Origin of the sequence: Bradyrhizobium sp. Ai1a-2 (assembly GCF_000426245.1) — a bacterium.
Taxonomy (GTDB): domain Bacteria; phylum Pseudomonadota; class Alphaproteobacteria; order Rhizobiales; family Xanthobacteraceae; genus Bradyrhizobium.
Window position 1 is genome coordinate 1 of the sequence record NZ_AUEZ01000101.1, and the last position, 19,537, is coordinate 19,537.

The following is a 19,537-nucleotide window of genomic DNA, read 5'->3' on the forward strand; positions in this document are numbered from 1 at the left end:
TGGCCCAAAGGTGATGCGCCTAGGCCTCGAAGCCTTCCGCCGCATCAAATACGGCACCACTTTGAGGCTCGAAAATGTGTGAATCGGATAGCGGACCGCCGGGTCGCCATTTCGGCCGCGATCCCGACGCCGCCCCAGACCAGCGTTCCGAGCGGAGATGTCAAATTCATTTCGTTCAGGCCGGAGCTTGGCGCGGATTCCGCCGGCCCGGTCGAGGTTCGCGTCGTCGCCAAGGTCTTGCGCACCATGGGTGTCGACAGCGCCGGCAAGGCGAAGATGACGCCAGGCGGGGACTCCTGGGTTATCCGCAGCGCGTCCTTTCCGTTCAAGATCGGCCCCGTCGAGGACCAGCCCAAGATGCTGCTGATACAACCGGAGAATGACGGTCTGGTGCTGTCACCAGGCCGATACGTCCTGGTCGTCAAGGGCGTCGGATATGACTTTTCGATCTCGGGACAGGTGACGGATCCGAATCAATGCGTCGAGCGCGTCAACGCCGCGAACGGCGCCTTCTATTCGCCCTGCCCGACGCGCGAGCAAAAGCCTTTCAACCGTTGAAAGGGATGACGGTTACTTCGCGTCCTTCGCAGCTTCGGCGTCCATCTTGCCGCCGTTCGCAACGCACTTGTTGAAGAAATCCCGCTGATCCCTGGCCGTCCCCTTGGCGCTGCCGGAGGCCGGGTTGCCGATCTGGCGCGGAGGAAACGTCTTCGCCACCAGGGCATCGCAGGCGCGCGCGACCTCCACGGAAATCGCATGCGCCGGGGTATTGCATGCGCACAAGACAACAAAAGCGGTGATCAAGCCGACGAGATTAGCCCTGGCCATCATAGCGCAACCCACGTGTCTTACCGGTCCTGGACCGGGTTGAAATTGGTCAACGGTCAGCGCTTTCTCAGCCCAGCGCCACTTTCCATGAGTGGCATATCAACTCCAAAATGACCACGCAAACACGGTGGGTCGAGGCCCAATTTGCCGGTCATCTCCTCGGCCGATCCCTTGCGGATCTCTTGGCGGAGGCCTCGCTGGCGCGAGCTGGTACGATGGTACGCACCCCAGCCGTGCCCTGCCGCTCGGGGTCCGCTTCTCCGGCGGCCTTGCCAACGGTGCGACATTCAAGTTTGATCGGAACAGGCACCGACGCACCGCCGGCGCCGTCTCTAGCGCGGCGGGGCTTGATGGCATTCCCTAACGAATTCAATCACATAAGCAATACAATAAATATTAGTATTATATCCGGCTTTATTTTTAAAATGAAATCGGATTATTTATAATCTGCTTTATATTAAATCGGGATTGACCATGAAGGGCATTATCCTCGCCGGCGGGACGGGGTCGCGCCTCTACCCGGCGACGACGGTGGTCTCAAAGCAGCTCTTGCCCGTCTTCGACAAGCCGATGATCTACTATCCGCTGTCGACGCTGATGCTGGGCGGCATCCGCGACATCCTGATCATCTCGACGCAGCAGGACATGCCGCTGTTTCAACGACTGCTCGGCGACGGCAGCGAGATCGGCGTGCGTTTTTCCTATGCCACGCAGGAGACGCCGCGCGGACTTGCAGACGCCTTCATCGTCGGCCGCGACTTTATCGGCACCGATCCCGTGGCGCTGATACTGGGCGACAACATCTTCTACGGGCACGGTCTGCCGGAGATGCTATCCGCGGCCTCGGCGCGCAAGAAGGGCGCCACCGTGTTCGGCTATGTCGTGAAGACGCCCGAGCAATATGGCGTGATCGAACTCGATATTAGCGGCCGCGCGCTCTCGATCGAGGAGAAGCCGAAGCAGCCGAAGTCCAATGTGGCCGTCACCGGACTGTATTTCTACGACAACGACGTCGTCGAGATAGCGGCAAAGGTGAAGCCATCGGCGCGCGGCGAGATCGAGATCACCGACGTCAACAACGCCTATCTCGAGCGCGGCGATCTCTATGTCGAAGTGCTCGGCCGCGGCTTTGCCTGGCTCGACACCGGCACGCATGCGTCCCTGGTCGATGCCAGCTATTTCGTTCAGATACTCGAACAGCGACAGGGCCTGCGCATCGCCTGCCCCGAAGAGATCGCGCTGCGGCAAGGTTACATCTCGCTTCAAGCGTTCGAGAAGGTGGCCGCAAAGACCGCGAAAAGCAGCTACGGCGAATATTTAATGTCGGTTTATCGTTCATTTGAGCATTAGAGGCAGCTCACTATGCGTTTCAAGGGTTCGACCATTTTCGTCACCGGCGGCGCAGGTTTTATTGGCTCCGCCGTCGTGCGTCATCTCTTGCGCGATACCCATGCCCGCGTCGTCAATATCGACAAGCTCACTTACGCGGCGAACCCCGATTCGCTGCCCGGCGCCGCTCAGAACCTGAACTACGCCTTCGAGAAGCAATGTATCTGCGATGGTGCCGGGCTGCGCCGTCTGTTCGAGAAATATCAGCCCGACGCGGTGCTGAACCTCGCCGCCGAGAGCCATGTCGACCGCTCGATCGACGGCCCCGGCGAATTCATCCAGACCAACATCGTCGGCACCTTCACGCTCCTACAGGAGACGCTGCGCCATTGGCGCACGCTCTCGCCTGAGAAGCGCGAGCAGTTCCGTTTCCTCCACATCTCCACCGACGAAGTATTCGGCTCGCTCGGCGATGACGGCTTCTTCACGGAAACCACGGCGTACGCGCCGAACTCGCCCTACTCCGCGAGCAAGGCCTCCTCCGACCATCTGGTGCGCGCCTGGCGCGAGACCTACGAATTGCCGACGCTGGTCACCAACTGCTCGAACAATTACGGCCCGTACCATTTCCCGGAGAAGCTGATCCCGCACATGATCATCAAGGGCCTGGCCAGCGAGCCCCTGCCCGTCTACGGCGATGGAAAGAACATCCGCGACTGGCTCTATGTCGAGGACCACGCCAAGGCACTCACGCTGGTGCTGGAGCGCGGCGTGGTCGGCGAGACCTACAATGTCGGCGGCCGCAACGAGCGCACCAACCTTCATGTGGTCGAAACCATTTGCGATCTCCTCGACGAGATTGCACCGAGCGCGCAAGGCCCCCGCCGCAACCTGATCACCTTCGTCGCCGACCGCCCGGGCCACGACCGCCGCTACGCCATCGACGCCTCCAAGCTGGAACGCGAATTGGGATGGAACGCGCTGGAAACATTCGAGAGCGGCATTGCGAAAACGGCGCGTTGGTTTTGTGACAATCGTGCCTGGTGGCAGGCCATCCTCGATCGGGGCTACCAACGCGCCCGCATCGGGCTGGGATAGACCTGAGCCACGCAACTGGTGCGGGATTGCCTTTGACCGTCATTCGGTCATCATGGAAATGGTTCAGCTATGACCGTTCAAGTCACAGCGTGACGAAACCACACGCGCCTCAACGTAGGCGAGCCACTTAGGAACAGCTTTCAGGATCCGATATGCGAATAACGATGGTGGGCACGGGTTACGTAGGCCTGGTCTCTGGCGCCTGTTTTGCGGATTTCGGCCATCAGGTTACCTGTGTCGACAAGAACGCGGAAAAGATCGCGGCGCTCAAGCGCGGCGAGATTCCGATCTTCGAACCCGATCTTGACCGGCTGGTGGAGGTCAATACGCGGGCCGGACGGCTGTCGTTCACAACCGATCTCGCCGATCCCGTTTCTCATTCCGACGCCGTCTTCATAGCCGTGGGAACTCCGTCGCGGCGGGGCGATGGTCACGCGGACCTCAGCTACGTCTACGCAGCGGCGCGCGAGATCGCAGCCAGCCTCAGGGATTTCACTGTTGTCATCACCAAATCGACGGTTCCGGTCGGAACCGGCGACGAGGTCGAGCGGATCATTCGCGAAGCCAATCGCGACGCCGATGTTGTGGTCGCTTCCAATCCCGAGTTCCTCCGCGAGGGCGCCGCTATCAGGGACTTCAAGCATCCCGACCGGATCGTCGTCGGTACGGACGACGAGCAGGCCAGAAAGACCATCACCGAAATCTATCGTCCGCTTTACCTCAATCAGGCGCCGCTGATGTTCACCGGCCGCCGCACCGCGGAACTGATCAAATACGCCGCGAACGCCTTCCTCGCGACCAAGATCACCTTCATCAACGAAATTGCCGATCTTGCCGAGAAAGTCGGTGCCGACGTGCAGGAGGTCGCGCGCGGCATCGGCCTCGATAACCGCATTGGCACCAAGTTCCTCCACGCTGGCCCAGGGTTCGGCGGATCGTGCTTTCCGAAGGATACGCGGGCCTTGATCAAGACCGCACAGGACTATGAAGCGCCGATCCGCATCGTCGAAGCGGTGCTGGCGGTGAACGAAAACCGCAAGCGCGCGATGGCGCGCAAGGTGGCCTCGATCCTTGGCGGGTCGCTGCGTGGCAAGACCGTCGCGCTGCTCGGCCTGACCTTCAAGCCCAACACCGATGACATGCGGGAGTCGCCATCGATCCCGTTGGTCACGGCGCTGCAGGATCTGGGAGCGACCATCAGGGCCTATGATCCGGAAGGCATCGAACAGGCACGCTCCGAACTGACTGACGTCACCTATTGCGACGGCCCGTACAGTTGCGCCGAAGGCGCCGACGCGCTGGTGATCGTCACCGAGTGGGAGCAATTCCGCGCCCTCGATCTGGAGGGCTTGAAACAGAAGATGGCCTACCCAGCCATCGTCGATCTCCGCAATATCTATCGGCCGAGCGACGTCGTCGCTCACGGCTTCAAGTATGAAAGCGTGGGCAGACCGACGCCGTCGGCGAGCTAAAGGGTGATGGCATCGTTTGCACCTCTCTCATCGGGAAACGATCGATCCGACGTCTTCCCGATTGAGAGAGGTTGGGTGTACAGCCCGTTCCGATCGATGAGGCCGACGTCGAGGCCTTAGAAACGCACGACGTGGTCGTCGGTCACGTCCGCGCGGACTTGCGGCTTAGTCCGGTCGCGGTCAGCCACATCGCCGAAATCAAGAAGTAAAAAGCGCCTACGGCTGCATAGCCCGCCAGGTTGGCGATTGACGGCGGCGTCGGCAGCCGAGCATTCGCGATGAAGAAACCGCCCGCCAGGGCTGACTGGCCGCCGCTAAGCACCATGGCCCATTGTGCGCCATAAATCTTCCATCTCCGGACTGCGGTGCCAAGTTGGAGCAGTCCAGCAAGCAGCGCCCACGCACCGAAAACCCCGACCACGGAGTTCATGCTCATCCGCAACGCCAGAACGATCGCCACTGTCGTCGCAAAACTCACGAAGACATTGAGAGCCTGCGTGCGATTCTCACCCAATCCGCCGTTGCACAATGCGTCGACATAATTAGCCACCGCGTCCCACGCGGGATAGGCGAGGAGGAGGGTCGCTGCGATCGACGAGGACTGTTGTCCGACCGTGAGCGCCGCGGCCACCCAGGCTGCGGAGAATGCAGCTCGGACAAAATAGTAGCCCTTCAACCATTGCTCTTGCCTGGTGAGGGCGGAATGTGGTGGGTGGACTGTCATCCTATACCTACTAGTTGGTAGACTATGCGGCGCAGTTTGACACTTGGCTCGAGACGGTGCGCCGCTCGCCGTCCGATAGCTTCTTAGAAAAGGCAAACCTGCATCGTTAAGACCGCGCGGAAAGTCGGTCCAGCAATGGATTGAGAATCGTGCCGAACGTCTTTGGATCGCCATATGCTCGTGCGGACAACATCGCGCCGTGGACAGTTGCCATGAACGTTTCAGCCTCCACGCGCGGCGTTGTCACGAGTTGCAAGCGTCCCTCATGCGAGCCACGCTCGAGCACTGAGGCAAGCCAATTTGACAGCCAGCGAAAATGCGCTCTGACTTCGAGTGCGACCTCTTCCGGCAAGACAGGAAGCTCACTCGCGAGCAGCGCGCAAACGCAAAAAGGCGCGCTCGCGTTAGTGATGCAGGCTTCCCAGTACGCAGTGTAACTGCGGAGCAGCTCGATCGGATCTGAGATATTCCGTTCGAGGTGCGCAATTCCTGCCCGAGCCTCTTCGCGATAACGAGCAACCAACGTGCGAACGAGGTCCACCTTGCTGGGAAAATGATGGTGGATGCTTGGTTTCCGGATTCCCACCACGTCCGCAACGTCCGCATAGCTGAAGCCGTGGTACCCTCCGGCAATTATGAGCGAGCGCGTGCAAGCCAGGATGTCGTCGGCGGTCGTTGAAAGATTACTCATAACGCGAACCTACCTTCTAGTCGGTAGATCGTCAAGCCTTGACGGCTATGACAAGGGTTCGGTTTCGGCGATCAATCATAGATAGCATCCATCGCGGATGCAATTCGAGCAGATATCAGGCTGCGATCATCAATCCTGGATCAACGCGCCGGCACGATCATGCGCCTTCGCACGTGGTGATGCTTCAGCGACGGAAGCCTTCTCGGAAGAACCGCGAATCCCATAAGGCGCGTAAAGGAGATAGTGCGCCCGACGCTTTCGCGAGCGCCAATCGCGCGCCGCATATCCCAGAACAAAGCCCACTGAAAAGGTGACGAACAAAATCAACGCGGGAAACATGACATCGGCCCAAAATGCTTGGTGACAGCATATCTTGTTCTGACAATATTTTCATGTGCCGGTTGTGACGACATCATGATTGCCGACGCTGAAACATTATTCAGACGACTGCTTCAATGTGCAGAAAGCTGCCTCGATGTTGATCAGAGGCAGCCTTACGACGGCTGATGGTATGTCGTTATGACAAAGGGCAGTGCTTCGAGACTGAAGCTACCCGGTCACACGCGATGATAGTCGCGGAACCATGCGACGAACTTCTCGACGCCGTCTTCAATCCGGGTATGCGGCCGAAAGCCGATCTCGCGCGCGAGGTCGTCGACATCCGCAAAGGTTGCAGGAACGTCGCCGGGCTGCATTGGCAGCAGCACCTTCTGAGCCTCGCGGCCAAGCCCCTTCTCCAGCAGCGAGACCACGTGCATCAATTCTTCCGGCTTGTTGTTGCCGATATTGTAGATGCGCCATGGCGCCTTGCTCGAGCTCGGATTGGGCTTGTCGCCGGACCAGTCCGGATCGCCCTGCGGCACGTGGTCGATAAGCCGCGTCATCGCCTCAACGACGTCGTCGACATGGGTGAAATCGCGCCGCATGTTGCCGTGATTGAACAGGTTGATCGGCTTGCCCTCGCTGATCGCGCGCGCAAAAAGATAGAGCGCCATGTCGGGCCGATACCAGGGGCCGTACACCGTGAAGAAACGAAGCCCGGTGATCGGGATGCGGTAGAGATGGCTGTAGGAATGGGCGAGCAGTTCGTTCGCCTTCTTGGTCGCCGCATAGAGGCTGATCGGATGATCGACATTGTCGCGCACGGAAAACGGTAGTTTGGTATTGGCGCCGTAGACCGAGGACGACGATGCGAACAGCAAATGCCGGCAATCATTGTGCCGACAGCCTTCCAGGATGTTGATGAAGCCTTCCAGGTTAGAGTCGGCATAGGCGTGGGGATTCTGGAGCGAATATCTGACCCCCGCCTGCGCCGCCAGATGGACCACCACCGGAAAGCGGTACTGCTCGAACAGCGCCTTCATGCCCGCGCGGTCAGCGAGATCGAGCTTCCGGAAGCTGAAGTTCGGATGCTCCTTGATGAGGTCGAGGCGTGCGAGCTTGAGCGCCGGATCGTAATAATCGTTGAGATTGTCGATGCCGATGACGCGCTGGCCGGCCGCCAGCAATCGTTGTGTGAAATGAAGGCCGATGAACCCCGCGCAACCCGTAACCAGCAGATCCTCTGCAGACACCGCTCTTTATCCTTCCGCCATGACGCCCAGTACCACCACGATCGCCGGACAATGCGTCGCTGTGAAGGCTTAGCGGAACCGATCGGGCAATTATGCTTGATGCGAGCGACCGGTTGTCGGCTTTTGGACGCCTAGTTGCTTGCAGACGTCTTGTACTCCGGAAACCGGCTCAGCACGGCGGCCTTCATGAACTTGAAGTGCGAGATCGCCGCAGCGAGTTCCTGCAGCCGGCGCTGCCCGTTGGCAATCTCGGCGTCGAACAAGTCCTGGTGATAGTTGTCGAGCGGCTCGCGCTCCAGATATTCGTCGGTGCCGTTGCCGAGCGTCACGGCGGCGCGCGCCAGGACATCGTCGACGCGGCGGCTCAGGCCGTTCTGTTCGCTCTCGGCGGCCTGCAACGCGTCGTCGATCGCGGCCACGATGGATCCCACCCGCAGCCGGTCGGTCTCGGCGTCGCGCTCCGGCGAACGCGCCCGAAAACCCTCATCGATCCCCAGCCGGGCCTTGATGAAGTTCTGCGCTCGGGATCGCAAGAAGAGCTGAAACATCTGCGTTGGTCCGGTCCGCCCCGTACGAGCAACGCGCAAAAGTCGCTCCGTCTTAGTTAAGGAACGGTAAAGTTGCGGCCGTCGCGCCCTGCGGCGGATCAGGAGAAACACCAGAGCATCAGTTTCAGGAACAGCGAACCCAGGAGATAGACCCAGCCCGCCATCGCCAGCAGCGCCACCGCCAGGAATGCCCCGGAGAAACTGCGCGCCTTCGCCCGCGTCAGGAACGAAACTTTTTCTGGTGGGGAGAGCATAACGGATCTGCGATGGAAACCTTCAGATCCGGCTTCTACGATGCAAATTCGATAAACTGGTGACAGCTCTCCAACCGCCGCGTTCCACGGCCCTTGTGCGGGCGACACGTGTTGGTGAAGTTGCCGAGGCATCGCTCGGCTTTCGGGGTCTTCGGCCGATGCACCTGCCTTGGCAGCCACAATCGACCGAACCTCCGATCACGCGCCCTTTCTCAGGTGCGGAAGAATGCGAACCAGATCACGCCCAGGATCAGAACCGCGAGCCCGGTCGAAATCGACAACAGCGCAGCCACGGAGGGTCCCGGTTCAGCCTGCCGCGCCTCGGTCGTGGTTTCAACGATCCGGCCATCTCGGTGTGTTGTTGCCATGCGCCACCTCTTCCATTCGGTTAGCAGTTAACTGCCTGTAACTGCCGGCTAATGCCTGGATGTCCCGTCCCCCTCGGCGCAACGCATGATCGGAAGTGATGTTCCGGATGACCTGGGCTGGCTGAAGGAGCCATTGCGTCGCATGCGGCTGCGAGGAAAATCCGCAAGAACCATGCGGGCGATCAGCGGTTAACCGTCATAGGCAGGTTCACCGTTTGGCCATGTTTGAAACCGGGTTCTGCGGTGGTATCTTCTGCCTCCCGTCTGTTGCGTCTTCGGAGTATCGCCATGGCCCCCCGCGCCAACTGGAAGGGTTTTTTGCGGCTGTCGCTCGTGACCTGCCCGGTCGCGCTCTACCCGGCCACGTCGGACACCGAAAAGGTCTCCTTCAACCAGGTCAATCGCAAGACCGGGCATCGCATCAAATACGCCAAGGTCGATGCCGAGACCGGCGAGGAAGTCGCCGCCGAAGACATCATGAAGGGCTACAAGGTCGATACCGATACCTACATCGAGATCACCAAGGACGAACTCGACGACATCTCCCTGGAATCGACCCGCACCATCGAGATCGATGAATTCGTGCCGAAGGCGGACATCGACAGCCGCTATCTGATCCGCCCCTATTACCTCGTCCCGGACGGCAAGGTCGGCCATGACGCGTTCGCGGTGATCCGCGAGACCATCCGCAACCTGAACAAGGTTGCGATCGGCCGCGTGGTGCTGACCAACCGCGAGCATGTCATCGCGCTGGAGCCGCTCGGCAAGGGCCTGATGGGGACGCTGCTGCGCTACCCCTACGAGGTCCGCGACGAGAAGGAATATTTCGACGACGTGCAGGACGTGAAGATCACCAAGGACATGCTCGACCTCGCCAAGCACATCGTCGAGCAGAAGTCGGCCGACTTCGATCCCGAGGAGTTCGACGACCGATACGAAACCGCGCTGATCGAGCTGATCAACCAGAAGCGCAACGGCCTGCCCGTGGCGAAGCCCGCGCCGAAATCGACCGGCAATGTCATCAATCTGATGGATGCGCTCAAGCGTAGCCTTGCCAATGAGCAGCAGGCGCCCGCTCCCGCCAAAGCAAAAGGCAAGAAGCCGAAGAAGCGGGCCGAAGGCCAGCGCGAAATGCTGCTGCCGATCGCCGGAAGCGGCACCGCCGCCGGCAAGCGCGCCGCCAAGGAAGAGCCGAAGAAGGCGGAAAAGCCCGTGCGCGCGCCGACCCGGGCCAAGAAGGCCGGATAGGCAGGAGCAGCCCGGCGGTCTCATGCGATGATAGCGACCCGGCAGCCGGCAAGCTGAAATGCCGTGGTCGACGCCTTTCGAGCAGCCGATCGTCCTGCGCGGCGGCCGCAAGCTGGTAACGCTCCAGCACGCCGCCGACTACATCATGAAATTGCCGGAGCCGATGCAGCAGCGCGAACGCTGGCAAACCGCGGTCGAGAATCTGATCCATGCCGCGGAGAGCGGCGGCGGTTGGCTGATGTTCGCGCGGATCGCGGTGCTGCGGGCACTCAACGAAGACGAAGCCGGTTGACGGTCACGCAAGCTATCACTGCGGGAAGCCGTCGCGGACCCGGACAAGAAGCTGCCTGACGTTTTCGCCAATGCCGGTGACCGCGGCGACGATTACGATGCTGATGCTGCAGGCGATCAGACAATATTCGATCGCGGTTGCTGCGCGCTCATCGCTGAAAAAGCTTGACGTCAACTGGCGCATCAAAATCCCCGCCGACGCCTCGCACGGGTTTCTCCCGCCTCGCGTCCTGGCGGCAACCTAGAGGCTGACTGGTTGATGCCGCATTGACGGACAGGATGAATGATTGATTAAGGCCACGCGTGGATTGCGGAGCAAATCAGCGGGCCGCCGCGATGGGCAACCCGCTGACGCGTGGCGCGAAGCAATCCGGTGGAGGATGCCGGACTGCCTCGTCGCCGTTTCTTCGCAGAGCGCGAAGTGAAGCGCGATCAGAAGTTACGCTGAGCGCGAACCTGCAGGAAGTACGTATCCTGGTCCTTGAACTCGTAGCGGGTCGTCGGCTTGGGCGCCGACGCGCCGAGCACGGCCGATCCCTCGAATTTCTGGTCGAGGTGGAACCACTGGAATTCGGCCGAGAACGTCAGGTTCTTGACCGGCGTCCAGCGCGTGACAGCGCCGAGCTGCGACACGTTGAAGTCGGGGTTGCAGACGTAATCCCCACTGACCGCCTTGGCGGGCGTCGTGAAGTTCGCGCAGATGAACGCCTTGGCCGTGCCGTCATACCGAACCGCCGAATAGCTGCCGTAGAAGCTGGTCGACCAGTAGGGATCCCAGTTGTGGTTCAACGCACCGCGGATGCCGAAGGACTCGGTCAGATGCAGCGATCCGTCGCCGCCGGCCGCCACCGGCAGGTACACGGCGTCAGTGGTCGCGCCGAAGCCGATGCTCTGATACGCACCGAAAGCGCCGCTGCCACCGAACATCGCAAAGCTCGGCGAGGCCGACGAGGTCGCGATCACGTATTTGGTCGCGCCCTTGGCGTAGCTCGCATCGAACTTGATGTCGTCGCCGGGGCCGGTCGGGACGTTCTTGATGTTCACGCCGATCATCGTCGCGTAACCCCAGGAGTCGTCGGGATGCCCGGAAAGCTCGGATGCCGCGGTCGGCGCCGCGCCCGGAAGACCGACGCCGCCCGCCGGAGCCCCGGCCGCGTTGAGGGTGTTGAAGGACGCGCTCACTTCATGCGCCGCAGCCGAAATCTGGAACAGACCCCAGGCCTGGTCGAGGCGGACATTGCCGACGACGTCAGGCGAACGAACGCCCGCATAGGCGTTGCCGGAATTCAGCGTCGCGTTCAGCGGCAGCGACAGGTTGTAGATCGTGGTGCGGTCCCAGACCGCCGGATCGTCGAGACCGATGCTGGCGGACACGCCGTTGCCGAACTGCGCGGTGTACTGGATGTTGTTGACGCCCGTGTCGGTGTTCTGGCCGCCCATCACGAACGACGAGTTGTTGCCCGGGAAGCCCTGCCACGGAGTGGCGTAGGCGGAAGCAGACTTACCAAACGTGAAACCGGCAAACTGAATGAAGATATACTCGACCGCGACGTAGCCGCCGCCGGGAGTGTCGAGCAGCTGCGAACCGGCAACCGGCAGCGAGCCGTTGATCGAGTTCGGATTGTAGGTGGAGCCGCCGAGCGTGGAGAACTGGAAGTCGGCCTGCATGAAGGTACGGACCACGCCGTACTCGGTGGAGGTGCGCGTATCGAACGTCGCCGCCATACGCGCGCGAGTCGCGAAATCGTCGGCGAAGCGATTTCTCTGCCCTAGATCGCCGTTCCAGGCCGGCTGGCCCTGCGGACCGCCGTTGAAGGTGGTGTCGACGCGCAGATAGCCGCCGATCTTTATGCAGGTATCGGTGCCCGGGATGTACCAGAAGCCGGCGCCGTATAGCGAGCAGACCTTCACATATTCAACGGCCTTCGCCTTGACTGGAAGATCGGCTGCTTGTGCGCCGCTGGCGGCCATCAGGCCGGCGGCTGCGCCGAGAATTAGTGTTCGCGCCCGTAACATCTCATCAAATCTCCTGGTCCCCAACATGCACACGCATGCTTGAGCCGTTACCTAATGGAAAAACTTCCGGAGCGAATAACAACGCGGTGAGGTCGATGCTGTTGGCCACGCGATGTGGCGTTTTCGCCACGCTTACGCTTCGAAGCTCATCGAATAATCGTATTCGCGTCGCGCAGATCAGATCTGCCAGCACAAAATCTTGATCGGCCATTCGCGTATCGCGCATCTCCGCATCGCGAAATGCATATCTGCATTCCGCGGACGGACGCAGCCCACGCTTTACGCGCCCGCGAAATCCTGTTCCTACTGTCGATAATCGGTCGGATGAACCGGCCGCGAGCCAAGGGAGAGACGGTCATGAAGCTCGGCACGGCGATTGCGGAAATCATGAAGCGCGAGGGAATCGAGATCCTCTGCGGCTATCCCGTCAATCATCTGATTGAGCACGCCGCCAACGCCGATATCCGCCCTATCATGGTGCGGCAGGAGCGCATCGGCGTGCACATGGCGGACGCGATCTCCCGCGTCACGTCCGGCCGCAGCATCGGCGCGTTCTGCATGCAGCACGGCCCGGGCTCGGAAAATGCGATGGGCGGGGTGGCGCAGTGCTTCGGCGAGTCGGTGCCCGTGCTGGTGCTGCCGATGGGCTATCCGCGCCGGCTGGCGAACATCGAGCCGAACTTCAATTCCAGCCAGGCGATGAAGGCGTTCACGAAATCGTCGGAGCCGATCATTCTCGCCTCCGAGGTCTGCAACATCTTCCGCCGCGCCTTCACCAAGCTGAAGAACGGTCGCGGCGGACCCGTCATCGTCGAAATCCCCGCCGACATGTGGAACGAGGAGGTGCCAGAGCCCCTGAACTACACGCCGGTACTGCGCACGCGCTACGGCGCTGACCCCGTGCATGTGAAGGAGGCTGCCGAACTCCTGATCAACGCCAAGCGTCCGGTGATCTATGCCGGCCAGGGCGTGCATTATGCGCGAGCCTGGCCGCAACTGAAGCGCCTGGCTGAACGGCTCGCCATTCCCGTCACCACGAGCCTCGGCGGCAAGTCGTCATTTCCGGAGACGCATCCGCTGTCGCTAGGTTCGGGCGGATTGGCGGTGCCGCGCGCGGTGCCGAAATTCCTCGCTGATGCCGACGTGATCTTCGGCATCGGCTGCTCGTTCACGGAGACGAATTTCGGCATCGCGATGCCGAAGGGCAAGACCATCATCCATTCGACCCTCGACCCCAATCATCTGAACAAGGATGTCGAGGCCAAGGTCGGCCTGGTCGGCGATGCCGCGTTGGTGCTCGATGCGCTGCTCGACGAGGTCGGCAAGACCGTCACGTCGGACCGCGATGCCAGCGCGGCCGCTGCCGAGATCGCCGCCATCAACAATGAGTGGCTCGCGAAGTGGATGCCGAAGCTCACCCATAACGAGGCGCCGCTCAATCCCTACCGCGTGCTGTGGGACCTGCAGCACACCGTCGACATCCACAATACCATCATCACCCATGATGCCGGCAGTCCGCGCGACCAGCTCTCGCCGTTCTGGAAGTCGGTCGAGCCCCTCTCCTATCTCGGCTGGGGCAAGACCACGCAACTCGGCTACGGCCTCGGGCTCGCGATGGGCGCCAAGCTCGCCATGCCCGACAAGCTCTGCATCAACGTCTGGGGCGACGCCGCCATCGGCTTCACCGGCATGGATTTCGAGACCGCAGTGCGCGAGCGCATCCCGATCATGTCGATCCTGCTCAACAATTTCTCGATGGCGATCGAATTGAAGGTGATGCCGATCTCGACGGAGAAATACCGCTCGACCGACATTTCCGGCGACTATGCCGCGATGGCACGCGCCTTCGGCGGCTATGGCGAGCGGGTGACCAGGCCTGAGGACATCGTGCCGGCGATCAAGCGCGGCATCCAGAAGACCAAGGAAGGCATCCCGGTCCTGCTCGAATTCATCACCAGCAAGGAGACCGAGGTCTCGAGACCGGGCACCTGACCCTTCTCCCCTTGTGGGAGTCCCGTAGGGTGGGCGAAGCGCCGCGTGCCCACCATCCACGGTCGGTGCAAGAAAAGTGGGCACGCGGCGCTTTGCCCACCCTACGAAATTTTTGCTCACGTCGCTGCGGTGGTTTAAGACAACGGCATGTCCGAGACATCGACGTTCAATACACCGCTACCGTTCGACGAACTGGCGGAGGCCATCAAACGGCGCCGCTCGACTTACGGACAGATCAGCGGCCTGCAGCTCGATCGCGCCGCGCCCGGCGAAGCCTGGTCACGCCTGCCGTATCGGCCGGTCTTCGTCGGCGATACGCAGACCGGCGTTTTGCACGGCGGCGTGGTCACCGCGATGCTCGACGAGAGCTGCGGCATGGCCGTGCAGCTCGCGCTGGACGGCACGCGCGCCATCGCCACGCTCGACCTGCGCATCGACTACCAGAAGCCCGCCACGCCAGGCCACGACATCAACGCGCATTCGATCTGCTATCGCGTCACCCGCTCGATCGCCTTCGTGCGCGCAACGGCGTACCAGGATTCCGAAGACGATCCGGTCGCCACCGCGACCGCCTGCTTCATGGTCGGCGCCAACCGCACCAACATGCTGTTCGACGAGCTGCGTAAAGATGGCGAGCTACCTGTGCTCGAAGCACCGGATGATCCCACCGGCCCGTTCGCAAACAGCCCGTTCGCGCGCTGTCTCGGCATCCGCATCGGCGAGGACGGCGCGCTGGTGATGCCTTTTTCACCGAAGATCATCGGCAATCCACTGCTGCCCGCCATCCACGGCGGCATGACCGGCGCCTTTCTCGAGACCGCCGCGGTGGTGGGCGTGACGCGCGAACTCGGCGTTTCGGCGCCGCCGAAGCCGATTGGCCTGACCATCAATTATCTGCGCTCCGGCCGCGCCCTCGACAGCCACGCCAAGGTCTCCATCGTCAAACAGGGCCGGCGCATCGTCGCGTTCGAGGCACAGGCCTGGCAGGATGACCCGGCCAAGCCGATCGCCTCGGCGTTTGGTCATTTCATGCTGCGGCGATCGCCTGGCCTCGATGACGAATAGAGCGTTTTCGAGCGCAGCGGACACCGGTTCGCGCAAAGAAAACGCGTCAAAAACAATAATCTAGAGCGCGATGAGATCAGGTCGAATTGCATCCGCGATCGCTGCTGGGCTCCCTCTCGGGAGGGCTGGGGTGGGGGTCTCTCCGCGATTCACGCTGTCCGACCGTGTGGAGAGAGCCCTCACCCGGCGCTTACGCCATAGCCGAAGCTTCGCTTCGGCGTTCTTAAGAACGGCCGCCATAGGCGGCCTACGCCTCTCCCGCAAGCGGGAGAGGTGAAACGCGTGGACAGGCCGAGACGACTACTTGCTCGAAACCGAAACCGCGCCATCGGGTTCGTGGCCCGGGCCCGTGACCTGCAGCGTCGCGGTCATTCCCGCGCTCAACGTGACGCCCTCCGGCACGTAGTCGATTGCGATGCGGACGGGAATCCGCTGCGCCAGGCGTACCCAGCTGAACGTCGGATTGACATTGGCAACGAGGTCCGAGCCGATGACGTTTTCCCGGTCCGTGATCGCGCGGGCAACGCTTTCGACATGTCCCTTCAGCGGTGCGTCGAATCCGAGCAAGCGGACGGAAACGGCGTCTCCCAGGTTGATGTAGCGCAGCTTCGTTTCCTCGAAATAGCCGGCGATGTAGAAGGAATCCTGGTCGACGACGGCAACGACCGGCTTTCCCGCCGTGACGTAGTCGCCGCGGTTGAGAAGCAGGTTGGTGATATGGCCGTTGACGGGCGACCGCACATTGGTTCGCGCGAGATTGAGCTTGGCGACGCCCACCTGCGCCATCGCCTCGTCGTAAGCGGCGCGGGCTGACAGCGTGGCGCTTCGCGCCTGATTGAGGGCTTCAACCGAAATCGCAGCAGCACTGAGCTTCTCGCGGCGATCCTGTTCCTCCTGCCGTTCGTCAAGCGTCGCCTTGGCCCCCGCAGCTGTAGCCTCCGCCTCCTCCAGCGCGAGCTGATAACGCGCCGGATCGACGACGAAAAGAATTTCTCCGAGCTTGACCTGCTGGTTGTCCTTGACGCGCAGGTCGACCACCGCGCCCGCGACATCGGGAGCGACATTGACGACGTTGGCCCGGACCCGACCATCGCGCGTCCACGGCGTCTCCTCATACAGCCGCCACAGCCACCATCCCGCAACGATCGCCACCGCGACGGCCGCGATCGTAACCGCATATTGCGCAAAGCGCCCGAGACTCGGCATGGCAACAGCTCACCAATATCTCACATGCTCACGCCGACGACCAATGTGAGCAGAATGAGGTAGAGCGCCGTATTGAACAGCGCCGGATGCCAGACGACACGATAGAGGCCAATGCGGTCGAATACGAGCCGCATCAGCACCCAGATGACCGCGGCCGCTCCCATATAGGCAAGGAACGGGGACAGATAGACGCCGCCCAGGTTGATCTCCTTGATCATGCGGTTGCGGCCTCGCTCACCGACCGGGACGCGAGGCGCCGATCGCCAAAGAAGAAGCCCCCATGCTGCTCGAGAGTGGTCTGGATCCCATTGAGCGCATCGGCAACGACCAGGAGATCGCCCTCGGCCGAGAGCGCGCGATGGCGCGCCGACTCGAGCAGAGGTGCGACCGACGCGGAAGCACGTCCGGACAGGGTTGCCCGAAATGCAGCGGACAAGCCGGCCAACGCCCGCTCGATCGCATCAGCCACATCGGGCGGCGCATGTGGCAGTTCCCGGCGCAGGATGAGGATGTTCAACCCCACGCGAAGCGCGGCAAAGCCGCCTTGCACGGATTGGCCATAGCGTGGCGTTTCGGGATCGAGCTGCGCCAACAGCGCATTGATCCGATCGAACGTCCGGCTCTCATACGCGGTGCGAGTCTCCGGCGTTGCGGCCGTCGCAACACGGCTCAGGTCGCGCAACAGGCCGCGGATCATGCGGGTCGCGGCCACTTCTCGTCCGAACGGACGGAACAGCGCCAGCGAGATCGCGCCGAAGCCGACGCCGACCAGGTAGCCCAGCGCGTTGTTGGCGAACGCCTCGAAGTCATAGGTCATCTGGTTGGAGATGCCGATCAGGCCGCCGGCGACGAAGACTAGGGGTATCACCATCGGAATGGCCTGAGGGACTGTCAGCAGCAGCCCGCAAACGAGGTACAATGGCGCAAGCGCCACCGCCAGCGCGGCAAACGTATCGAGCCGCGGCAACAGCACGAACAGGTAGGCCGCGGAGATGACGGCGGCGACCACCGTCATGCGAAAAAACACCAGCGCGCCGGCGGCCGGGTTGTCACGCGCGCCCATGATCGCGCACATGATGCCGGCGAAGGTAACGGCGGTGGCGCCGTTGGGCCACGCCGAATAGATCCAGAACAGGCTGACCAGGACGATCGTCAATGCGGCGACAATGCCGCCGGTCAGCGCGAGCGCCGGCTCGCGATAGGGCTGAAACGACGGCGCGGCTTCGCGCGTCGGGGGCAGCACTCCGAGGCCCATATGCGTCCGGATCCAGACCGCATCGCGCCAGATATCGATGATGTCCTGCAACCGCAGCAGGATGTTGCGGACCAGGAAGGCATTCGGTGTGCTCTCAAGCTCCTGCCGCGACGGCTGTGCGGCGTCGAGCTCGGCCTGGATCCTCGTTCCATCGCCTGCTTCCCGCCGGGAGTCATCCGGCGTCGCCGGTGCGGTCCAGGCGGCGATATGCGCCTTCGTCATCTGCAGTAACGGTCGCAACCGCTCGACCTGCTGCGGGTCGCGTTGCCGCAGCAGCAATATCCGGTCATGAACCGAAACCAGATGTGCCAGCAGCGATAGCAGCTTGGCTTCGAACAGGCGGACCAGGCTGTCCGCCGCCCTGACCGCCGGCGTATCCAGGTTGGCGAAGACGCGCAACTGCTCCAGGCTGACGACGGCAGCGATCATGCGGCGCCGGTCCGTCTGAATTTCAGCTTCGGCGGATTCGGCCGACAACCTGTCTCCCGCCCAACGCGCCATTGTCGGCAGGGTCGACGACAGAGCATCGGCCAGCGCAGCGCCTGCTCGTCGCGGAAACACGAGATGGTGGACCAGCGTCGCGCAGGCGATTCCGAGGATGATTTCCAGGCAGCGCGCCACGGCAAAGTCAAAGGCGGTCTCCGGAGCGAGCGCTGCCGGGAGGCCGATGATGGCGGCCGAATAGCCGGAGAGCGTGCCGACATAGGCCTGCGGTGCATCACGCAGATAGATGGCAACGGCCGTGCCCGCACCGATCCAGAGCGCCAGCGCAAGACAGAATAGCTCCGGCGCATTGGAGAACAGCGCGACCAGGACCAGCGACACGACCGCGCCGATCACGGTCCCAAGCACCCGGTAGAGCGATTTGGCGAGCACCATTCCGGCCAGCGGCTGGGACACCACATAGACCGTGGTGATGCTCCAGCTCGGTTGGGCCAAGTCCAATTCAAATGCGATATAGAGCGCCAGCACCGCAGCGGCGAAGGACTTGAGCGAGAACAGCCCGTCCCGCCAGGAAAATCCGCGGATGATCGCGATCATGATCCCCCACCCGTGAGGCGGCCTTCGGCGCGGCCGCGCGAGCTCACTTCTCAAAGCAGATCAGGCGACCAAGTTCCCGCGGCTGGCAGTGGCGGCGACGTATTCGGCCCCCCGGCGCTCGCATGCCCGACGGCTCCGATCAGCTTTGCAACGTGTCTGACACCGTCGCGCGCCCCTAAACGCGATGCACGTCCATGACAATTTTCCTAGAGATTTCAACGTGATTTGCTCCGTCCACTCCTCCCGCGAAAAATAAACCGCTTAACCCGTCGGGCAAATCAGTGATTTAACTCCGCGCGTCTCACCCGAATGAGGGGCGGCTCGCGATCGTCACGAACGTTGCGGTGAGATGCGGTGGACGCGAAGCGTGTGACGGACGAGCACACACATCACGGACGGCGAAGTCGTGTGGTCCTGGCGCCCCGACGCTGGCGCTAAGCTCGCGAGCAGCAAGAGCTGCCGCGGGTGACGGTGGCAAAAGAGCCCGGTCACCGGGGAGAGCACGAAGTAAGCCGTAACACCATCGCGCAGGGAAAG

At 62.0% G+C, this 19,537-nt stretch carries 22 protein-coding genes; 8 read left to right on the top strand and 14 right to left on the bottom strand.

Annotated elements, in window-relative coordinates; all coding sequences use genetic code 11:
• Positions 1–78 precede the first annotated feature (78 nt).
• Positions 79–558, top strand: coding sequence for a hypothetical protein (locus tag K288_RS47840; protein WP_201449789.1), 480 nt, complete (start codon positions 79–81; stop codon positions 556–558).
• 12 nt (positions 559–570) lie between these two features.
• On the opposite strand, the gene K288_RS0138010 is transcribed toward K288_RS47840, so the two are convergent.
• A complete protein-coding gene (locus K288_RS0138010; protein ID WP_244443412.1) occupies positions 571–747 on the bottom strand; it encodes a hypothetical protein in 177 nt (58 codons plus the stop codon).
• A gap of 555 nt (positions 748–1,302) precedes the next feature.
• On the opposite strand from K288_RS0138010, the gene rfbA reads away from it, so the two are divergent.
• The 3 genes from rfbA to K288_RS0138025 all read left to right on the top strand — a co-directional run bounded on the left by rfbA (position 1,303) and on the right by K288_RS0138025 (position 4,727).
• Positions 1,303–2,178: a glucose-1-phosphate thymidylyltransferase RfbA gene (gene rfbA / locus K288_RS0138015; protein ID WP_027584189.1), complete on the top strand. Its 876-nt coding sequence runs from the start codon at positions 1,303–1,305 to the stop codon at positions 2,176–2,178.
• A 12-nt stretch (positions 2,179–2,190) separates the two neighbouring features.
• Positions 2,191–3,255: a dTDP-glucose 4,6-dehydratase gene (rfbB, locus tag K288_RS0138020; protein ID WP_027584190.1), complete on the top strand. Its 1,065-nt coding sequence runs from the start codon at positions 2,191–2,193 to the stop codon at positions 3,253–3,255.
• Between the two features lie 152 nt (positions 3,256–3,407).
• Positions 3,408–4,727: a UDP-glucose/GDP-mannose dehydrogenase family protein gene (locus tag K288_RS0138025; RefSeq protein ID WP_027584191.1), complete on the top strand. Its 1,320-nt coding sequence runs from the start codon at positions 3,408–3,410 to the stop codon at positions 4,725–4,727.
• A 142-nt stretch (positions 4,728–4,869) separates the two neighbouring features.
• On the opposite strand, the gene K288_RS47845 is transcribed toward K288_RS0138025, so the two are convergent.
• The 7 genes from K288_RS47845 to K288_RS54370 all read right to left on the bottom strand — a co-directional run bounded on the left by K288_RS47845 (position 4,870) and on the right by K288_RS54370 (position 8,886).
• Positions 4,870–5,451 (bottom strand): hypothetical protein, encoded by a 582-nt coding sequence (locus tag K288_RS47845; RefSeq protein WP_043161782.1) that lies wholly within the window; start codon positions 5,449–5,451, stop codon positions 4,870–4,872.
• A 106-nt stretch (positions 5,452–5,557) separates the two neighbouring features.
• Entirely contained in the window at positions 5,558–6,142 is a 585-nt protein-coding gene (locus K288_RS0138035; protein WP_027584192.1) for a TetR/AcrR family transcriptional regulator, read from the bottom strand.
• Positions 6,143–6,271: 129 nt separating this feature from the next.
• The gene (locus tag K288_RS0138040) at positions 6,272–6,481 is read right to left on the bottom strand and encodes a hypothetical protein (RefSeq protein WP_027584193.1); all 210 of its coding nucleotides are present in this window, start codon (positions 6,479–6,481) and stop codon (positions 6,272–6,274) included.
• Between the two features lie 218 nt (positions 6,482–6,699).
• A complete protein-coding gene (locus tag K288_RS0138045) occupies positions 6,700–7,716 on the bottom strand; it encodes an NAD-dependent epimerase (protein WP_027584194.1) in 1,017 nt (338 codons plus the stop codon).
• A gap of 131 nt (positions 7,717–7,847) precedes the next feature.
• Complete coding sequence (locus K288_RS0138050) at positions 7,848–8,264, bottom strand: hypothetical protein (RefSeq protein WP_027584195.1); 417 nt, start codon at positions 8,262–8,264, stop codon at positions 7,848–7,850.
• Between the two features lie 98 nt (positions 8,265–8,362).
• Positions 8,363–8,518 carry a hypothetical protein gene (locus K288_RS54365; RefSeq protein ID WP_201449790.1) on the bottom strand — a complete coding sequence of 52 codons (156 nt, stop codon included), beginning with the start codon at positions 8,516–8,518 and terminating at the stop codon, positions 8,363–8,365.
• Positions 8,519–8,730: 212 nt separating this feature from the next.
• The gene (locus K288_RS54370) at positions 8,731–8,886 is read right to left on the bottom strand and encodes a hypothetical protein (protein WP_201449791.1); all 156 of its coding nucleotides are present in this window, start codon (positions 8,884–8,886) and stop codon (positions 8,731–8,733) included.
• 288 nt (positions 8,887–9,174) lie between these two features.
• Here K288_RS54370 and K288_RS0138065 point away from each other — a divergent pair, with 288 nt between their 5' ends.
• A complete protein-coding gene (locus tag K288_RS0138065) occupies positions 9,175–10,134 on the top strand; it encodes a Ku protein (RefSeq protein WP_027584196.1) in 960 nt (319 codons plus the stop codon).
• A 58-nt stretch (positions 10,135–10,192) separates the two neighbouring features.
• The gene (locus K288_RS0138070; RefSeq protein WP_027584197.1) at positions 10,193–10,426 is read left to right on the top strand and encodes a hypothetical protein; all 234 of its coding nucleotides are present in this window, start codon (positions 10,193–10,195) and stop codon (positions 10,424–10,426) included.
• A 15-nt stretch (positions 10,427–10,441) separates the two neighbouring features.
• Here K288_RS0138070 and K288_RS51330 read toward each other — a convergent pair whose 3' ends face one another.
• From K288_RS51330 to K288_RS0138085, 3 genes are all read right to left on the bottom strand, one after another.
• Complete coding sequence (locus K288_RS51330; protein WP_084800033.1) at positions 10,442–10,609, bottom strand: Flp family type IVb pilin; 168 nt, start codon at positions 10,607–10,609, stop codon at positions 10,442–10,444.
• A gap of 248 nt (positions 10,610–10,857) precedes the next feature.
• A complete protein-coding gene (locus K288_RS0138080; RefSeq protein WP_027584198.1) occupies positions 10,858–12,441 on the bottom strand; it encodes a porin in 1,584 nt (527 codons plus the stop codon).
• A gap of 4 nt (positions 12,442–12,445) precedes the next feature.
• Positions 12,446–12,652, bottom strand: a complete 207-nt coding sequence (locus K288_RS0138085) for a hypothetical protein (protein WP_027584199.1) — start codon at positions 12,650–12,652, stop codon at positions 12,446–12,448.
• A 146-nt stretch (positions 12,653–12,798) separates the two neighbouring features.
• On the opposite strand from K288_RS0138085, the gene K288_RS0138090 reads away from it, so the two are divergent.
• Entirely contained in the window at positions 12,799–14,433 is a 1,635-nt protein-coding gene (locus K288_RS0138090) for a thiamine pyrophosphate-requiring protein (protein WP_027584200.1), read from the top strand.
• A 147-nt stretch (positions 14,434–14,580) separates the two neighbouring features.
• Entirely contained in the window at positions 14,581–15,498 is a 918-nt protein-coding gene (locus tag K288_RS0138095; protein WP_027584201.1) for a hotdog domain-containing protein, read from the top strand.
• A gap of 300 nt (positions 15,499–15,798) precedes the next feature.
• Here K288_RS0138095 and K288_RS0138100 read toward each other — a convergent pair whose 3' ends face one another.
• Genes K288_RS0138100 through K288_RS47850 form a run of 3 tightly spaced genes read right to left on the bottom strand, consistent with a single transcriptional unit; the run spans position 15,799 to position 19,000 of the window.
• Positions 15,799–16,704 carry an efflux RND transporter periplasmic adaptor subunit gene (locus K288_RS0138100; RefSeq protein ID WP_027584202.1) on the bottom strand — a complete coding sequence of 302 codons (906 nt, stop codon included), beginning with the start codon at positions 16,702–16,704 and terminating at the stop codon, positions 15,799–15,801.
• Between the two features lie 20 nt (positions 16,705–16,724).
• Entirely contained in the window at positions 16,725–16,922 is a 198-nt protein-coding gene (locus K288_RS0138105) for a DUF1656 domain-containing protein (protein WP_027584203.1), read from the bottom strand.
• A complete protein-coding gene (locus K288_RS47850; protein ID WP_051334968.1) occupies positions 16,919–19,000 on the bottom strand; it encodes an FUSC family protein in 2,082 nt (693 codons plus the stop codon). The genes K288_RS0138105 and K288_RS47850 overlap by 4 nt, the downstream gene beginning before the upstream one ends.
• Positions 19,001–19,537: the final 537 nt, after the last annotated feature.

Coding starts and splice junctions, on each gene's coding strand:
- rfbA (WP_027584189.1), top strand. CDS start 1,303: ATGAAGGGCATTATCCTCGCCGGCGGGACGGGGTCGCGCCTCTACCCG.
- K288_RS0138085 (WP_027584199.1), bottom strand. CDS start 12,652: ATGGCCGATCAAGATTTTGTGCTGGCAGATCTGATCTGCGCGACGCGA.
- K288_RS0138095 (WP_027584201.1), top strand. CDS start 14,581: ATGTCCGAGACATCGACGTTCAATACACCGCTACCGTTCGACGAACTG.
- K288_RS0138040 (WP_027584193.1), bottom strand. CDS start 6,481: ATGTTTCCCGCGTTGATTTTGTTCGTCACCTTTTCAGTGGGCTTTGTT.
- K288_RS0138065 (WP_027584196.1), top strand. CDS start 9,175: ATGGCCCCCCGCGCCAACTGGAAGGGTTTTTTGCGGCTGTCGCTCGTG.
- K288_RS0138070 (WP_027584197.1), top strand. CDS start 10,193: ATGCCGTGGTCGACGCCTTTCGAGCAGCCGATCGTCCTGCGCGGCGGC.
- K288_RS0138105 (WP_027584203.1), bottom strand. CDS start 16,922: ATGATCAAGGAGATCAACCTGGGCGGCGTCTATCTGTCCCCGTTCCTT.
- K288_RS0138100 (WP_027584202.1), bottom strand. CDS start 16,704: ATGCCGAGTCTCGGGCGCTTTGCGCAATATGCGGTTACGATCGCGGCC.
- K288_RS0138025 (WP_027584191.1), top strand. CDS start 3,408: ATGCGAATAACGATGGTGGGCACGGGTTACGTAGGCCTGGTCTCTGGC.
- K288_RS0138080 (WP_027584198.1), bottom strand. CDS start 12,441: ATGTTACGGGCGCGAACACTAATTCTCGGCGCAGCCGCCGGCCTGATG.
- K288_RS51330 (WP_084800033.1), bottom strand. CDS start 10,609: ATGCGCCAGTTGACGTCAAGCTTTTTCAGCGATGAGCGCGCAGCAACC.
- rfbB (WP_027584190.1), top strand. CDS start 2,191: ATGCGTTTCAAGGGTTCGACCATTTTCGTCACCGGCGGCGCAGGTTTT.
- K288_RS47845 (WP_043161782.1), bottom strand. CDS start 5,451: ATGACAGTCCACCCACCACATTCCGCCCTCACCAGGCAAGAGCAATGG.
- K288_RS0138035 (WP_027584192.1), bottom strand. CDS start 6,142: ATGAGTAATCTTTCAACGACCGCCGACGACATCCTGGCTTGCACGCGC.
- K288_RS0138090 (WP_027584200.1), top strand. CDS start 12,799: ATGAAGCTCGGCACGGCGATTGCGGAAATCATGAAGCGCGAGGGAATC.
- K288_RS0138050 (WP_027584195.1), bottom strand. CDS start 8,264: ATGTTTCAGCTCTTCTTGCGATCCCGAGCGCAGAACTTCATCAAGGCC.
- K288_RS54370 (WP_201449791.1), bottom strand. CDS start 8,886: ATGGCAACAACACACCGAGATGGCCGGATCGTTGAAACCACGACCGAG.
- K288_RS47850 (WP_051334968.1), bottom strand. CDS start 19,000: ATGATCGCGATCATCCGCGGATTTTCCTGGCGGGACGGGCTGTTCTCG.
- K288_RS54365 (WP_201449790.1), bottom strand. CDS start 8,518: ATGCTCTCCCCACCAGAAAAAGTTTCGTTCCTGACGCGGGCGAAGGCG.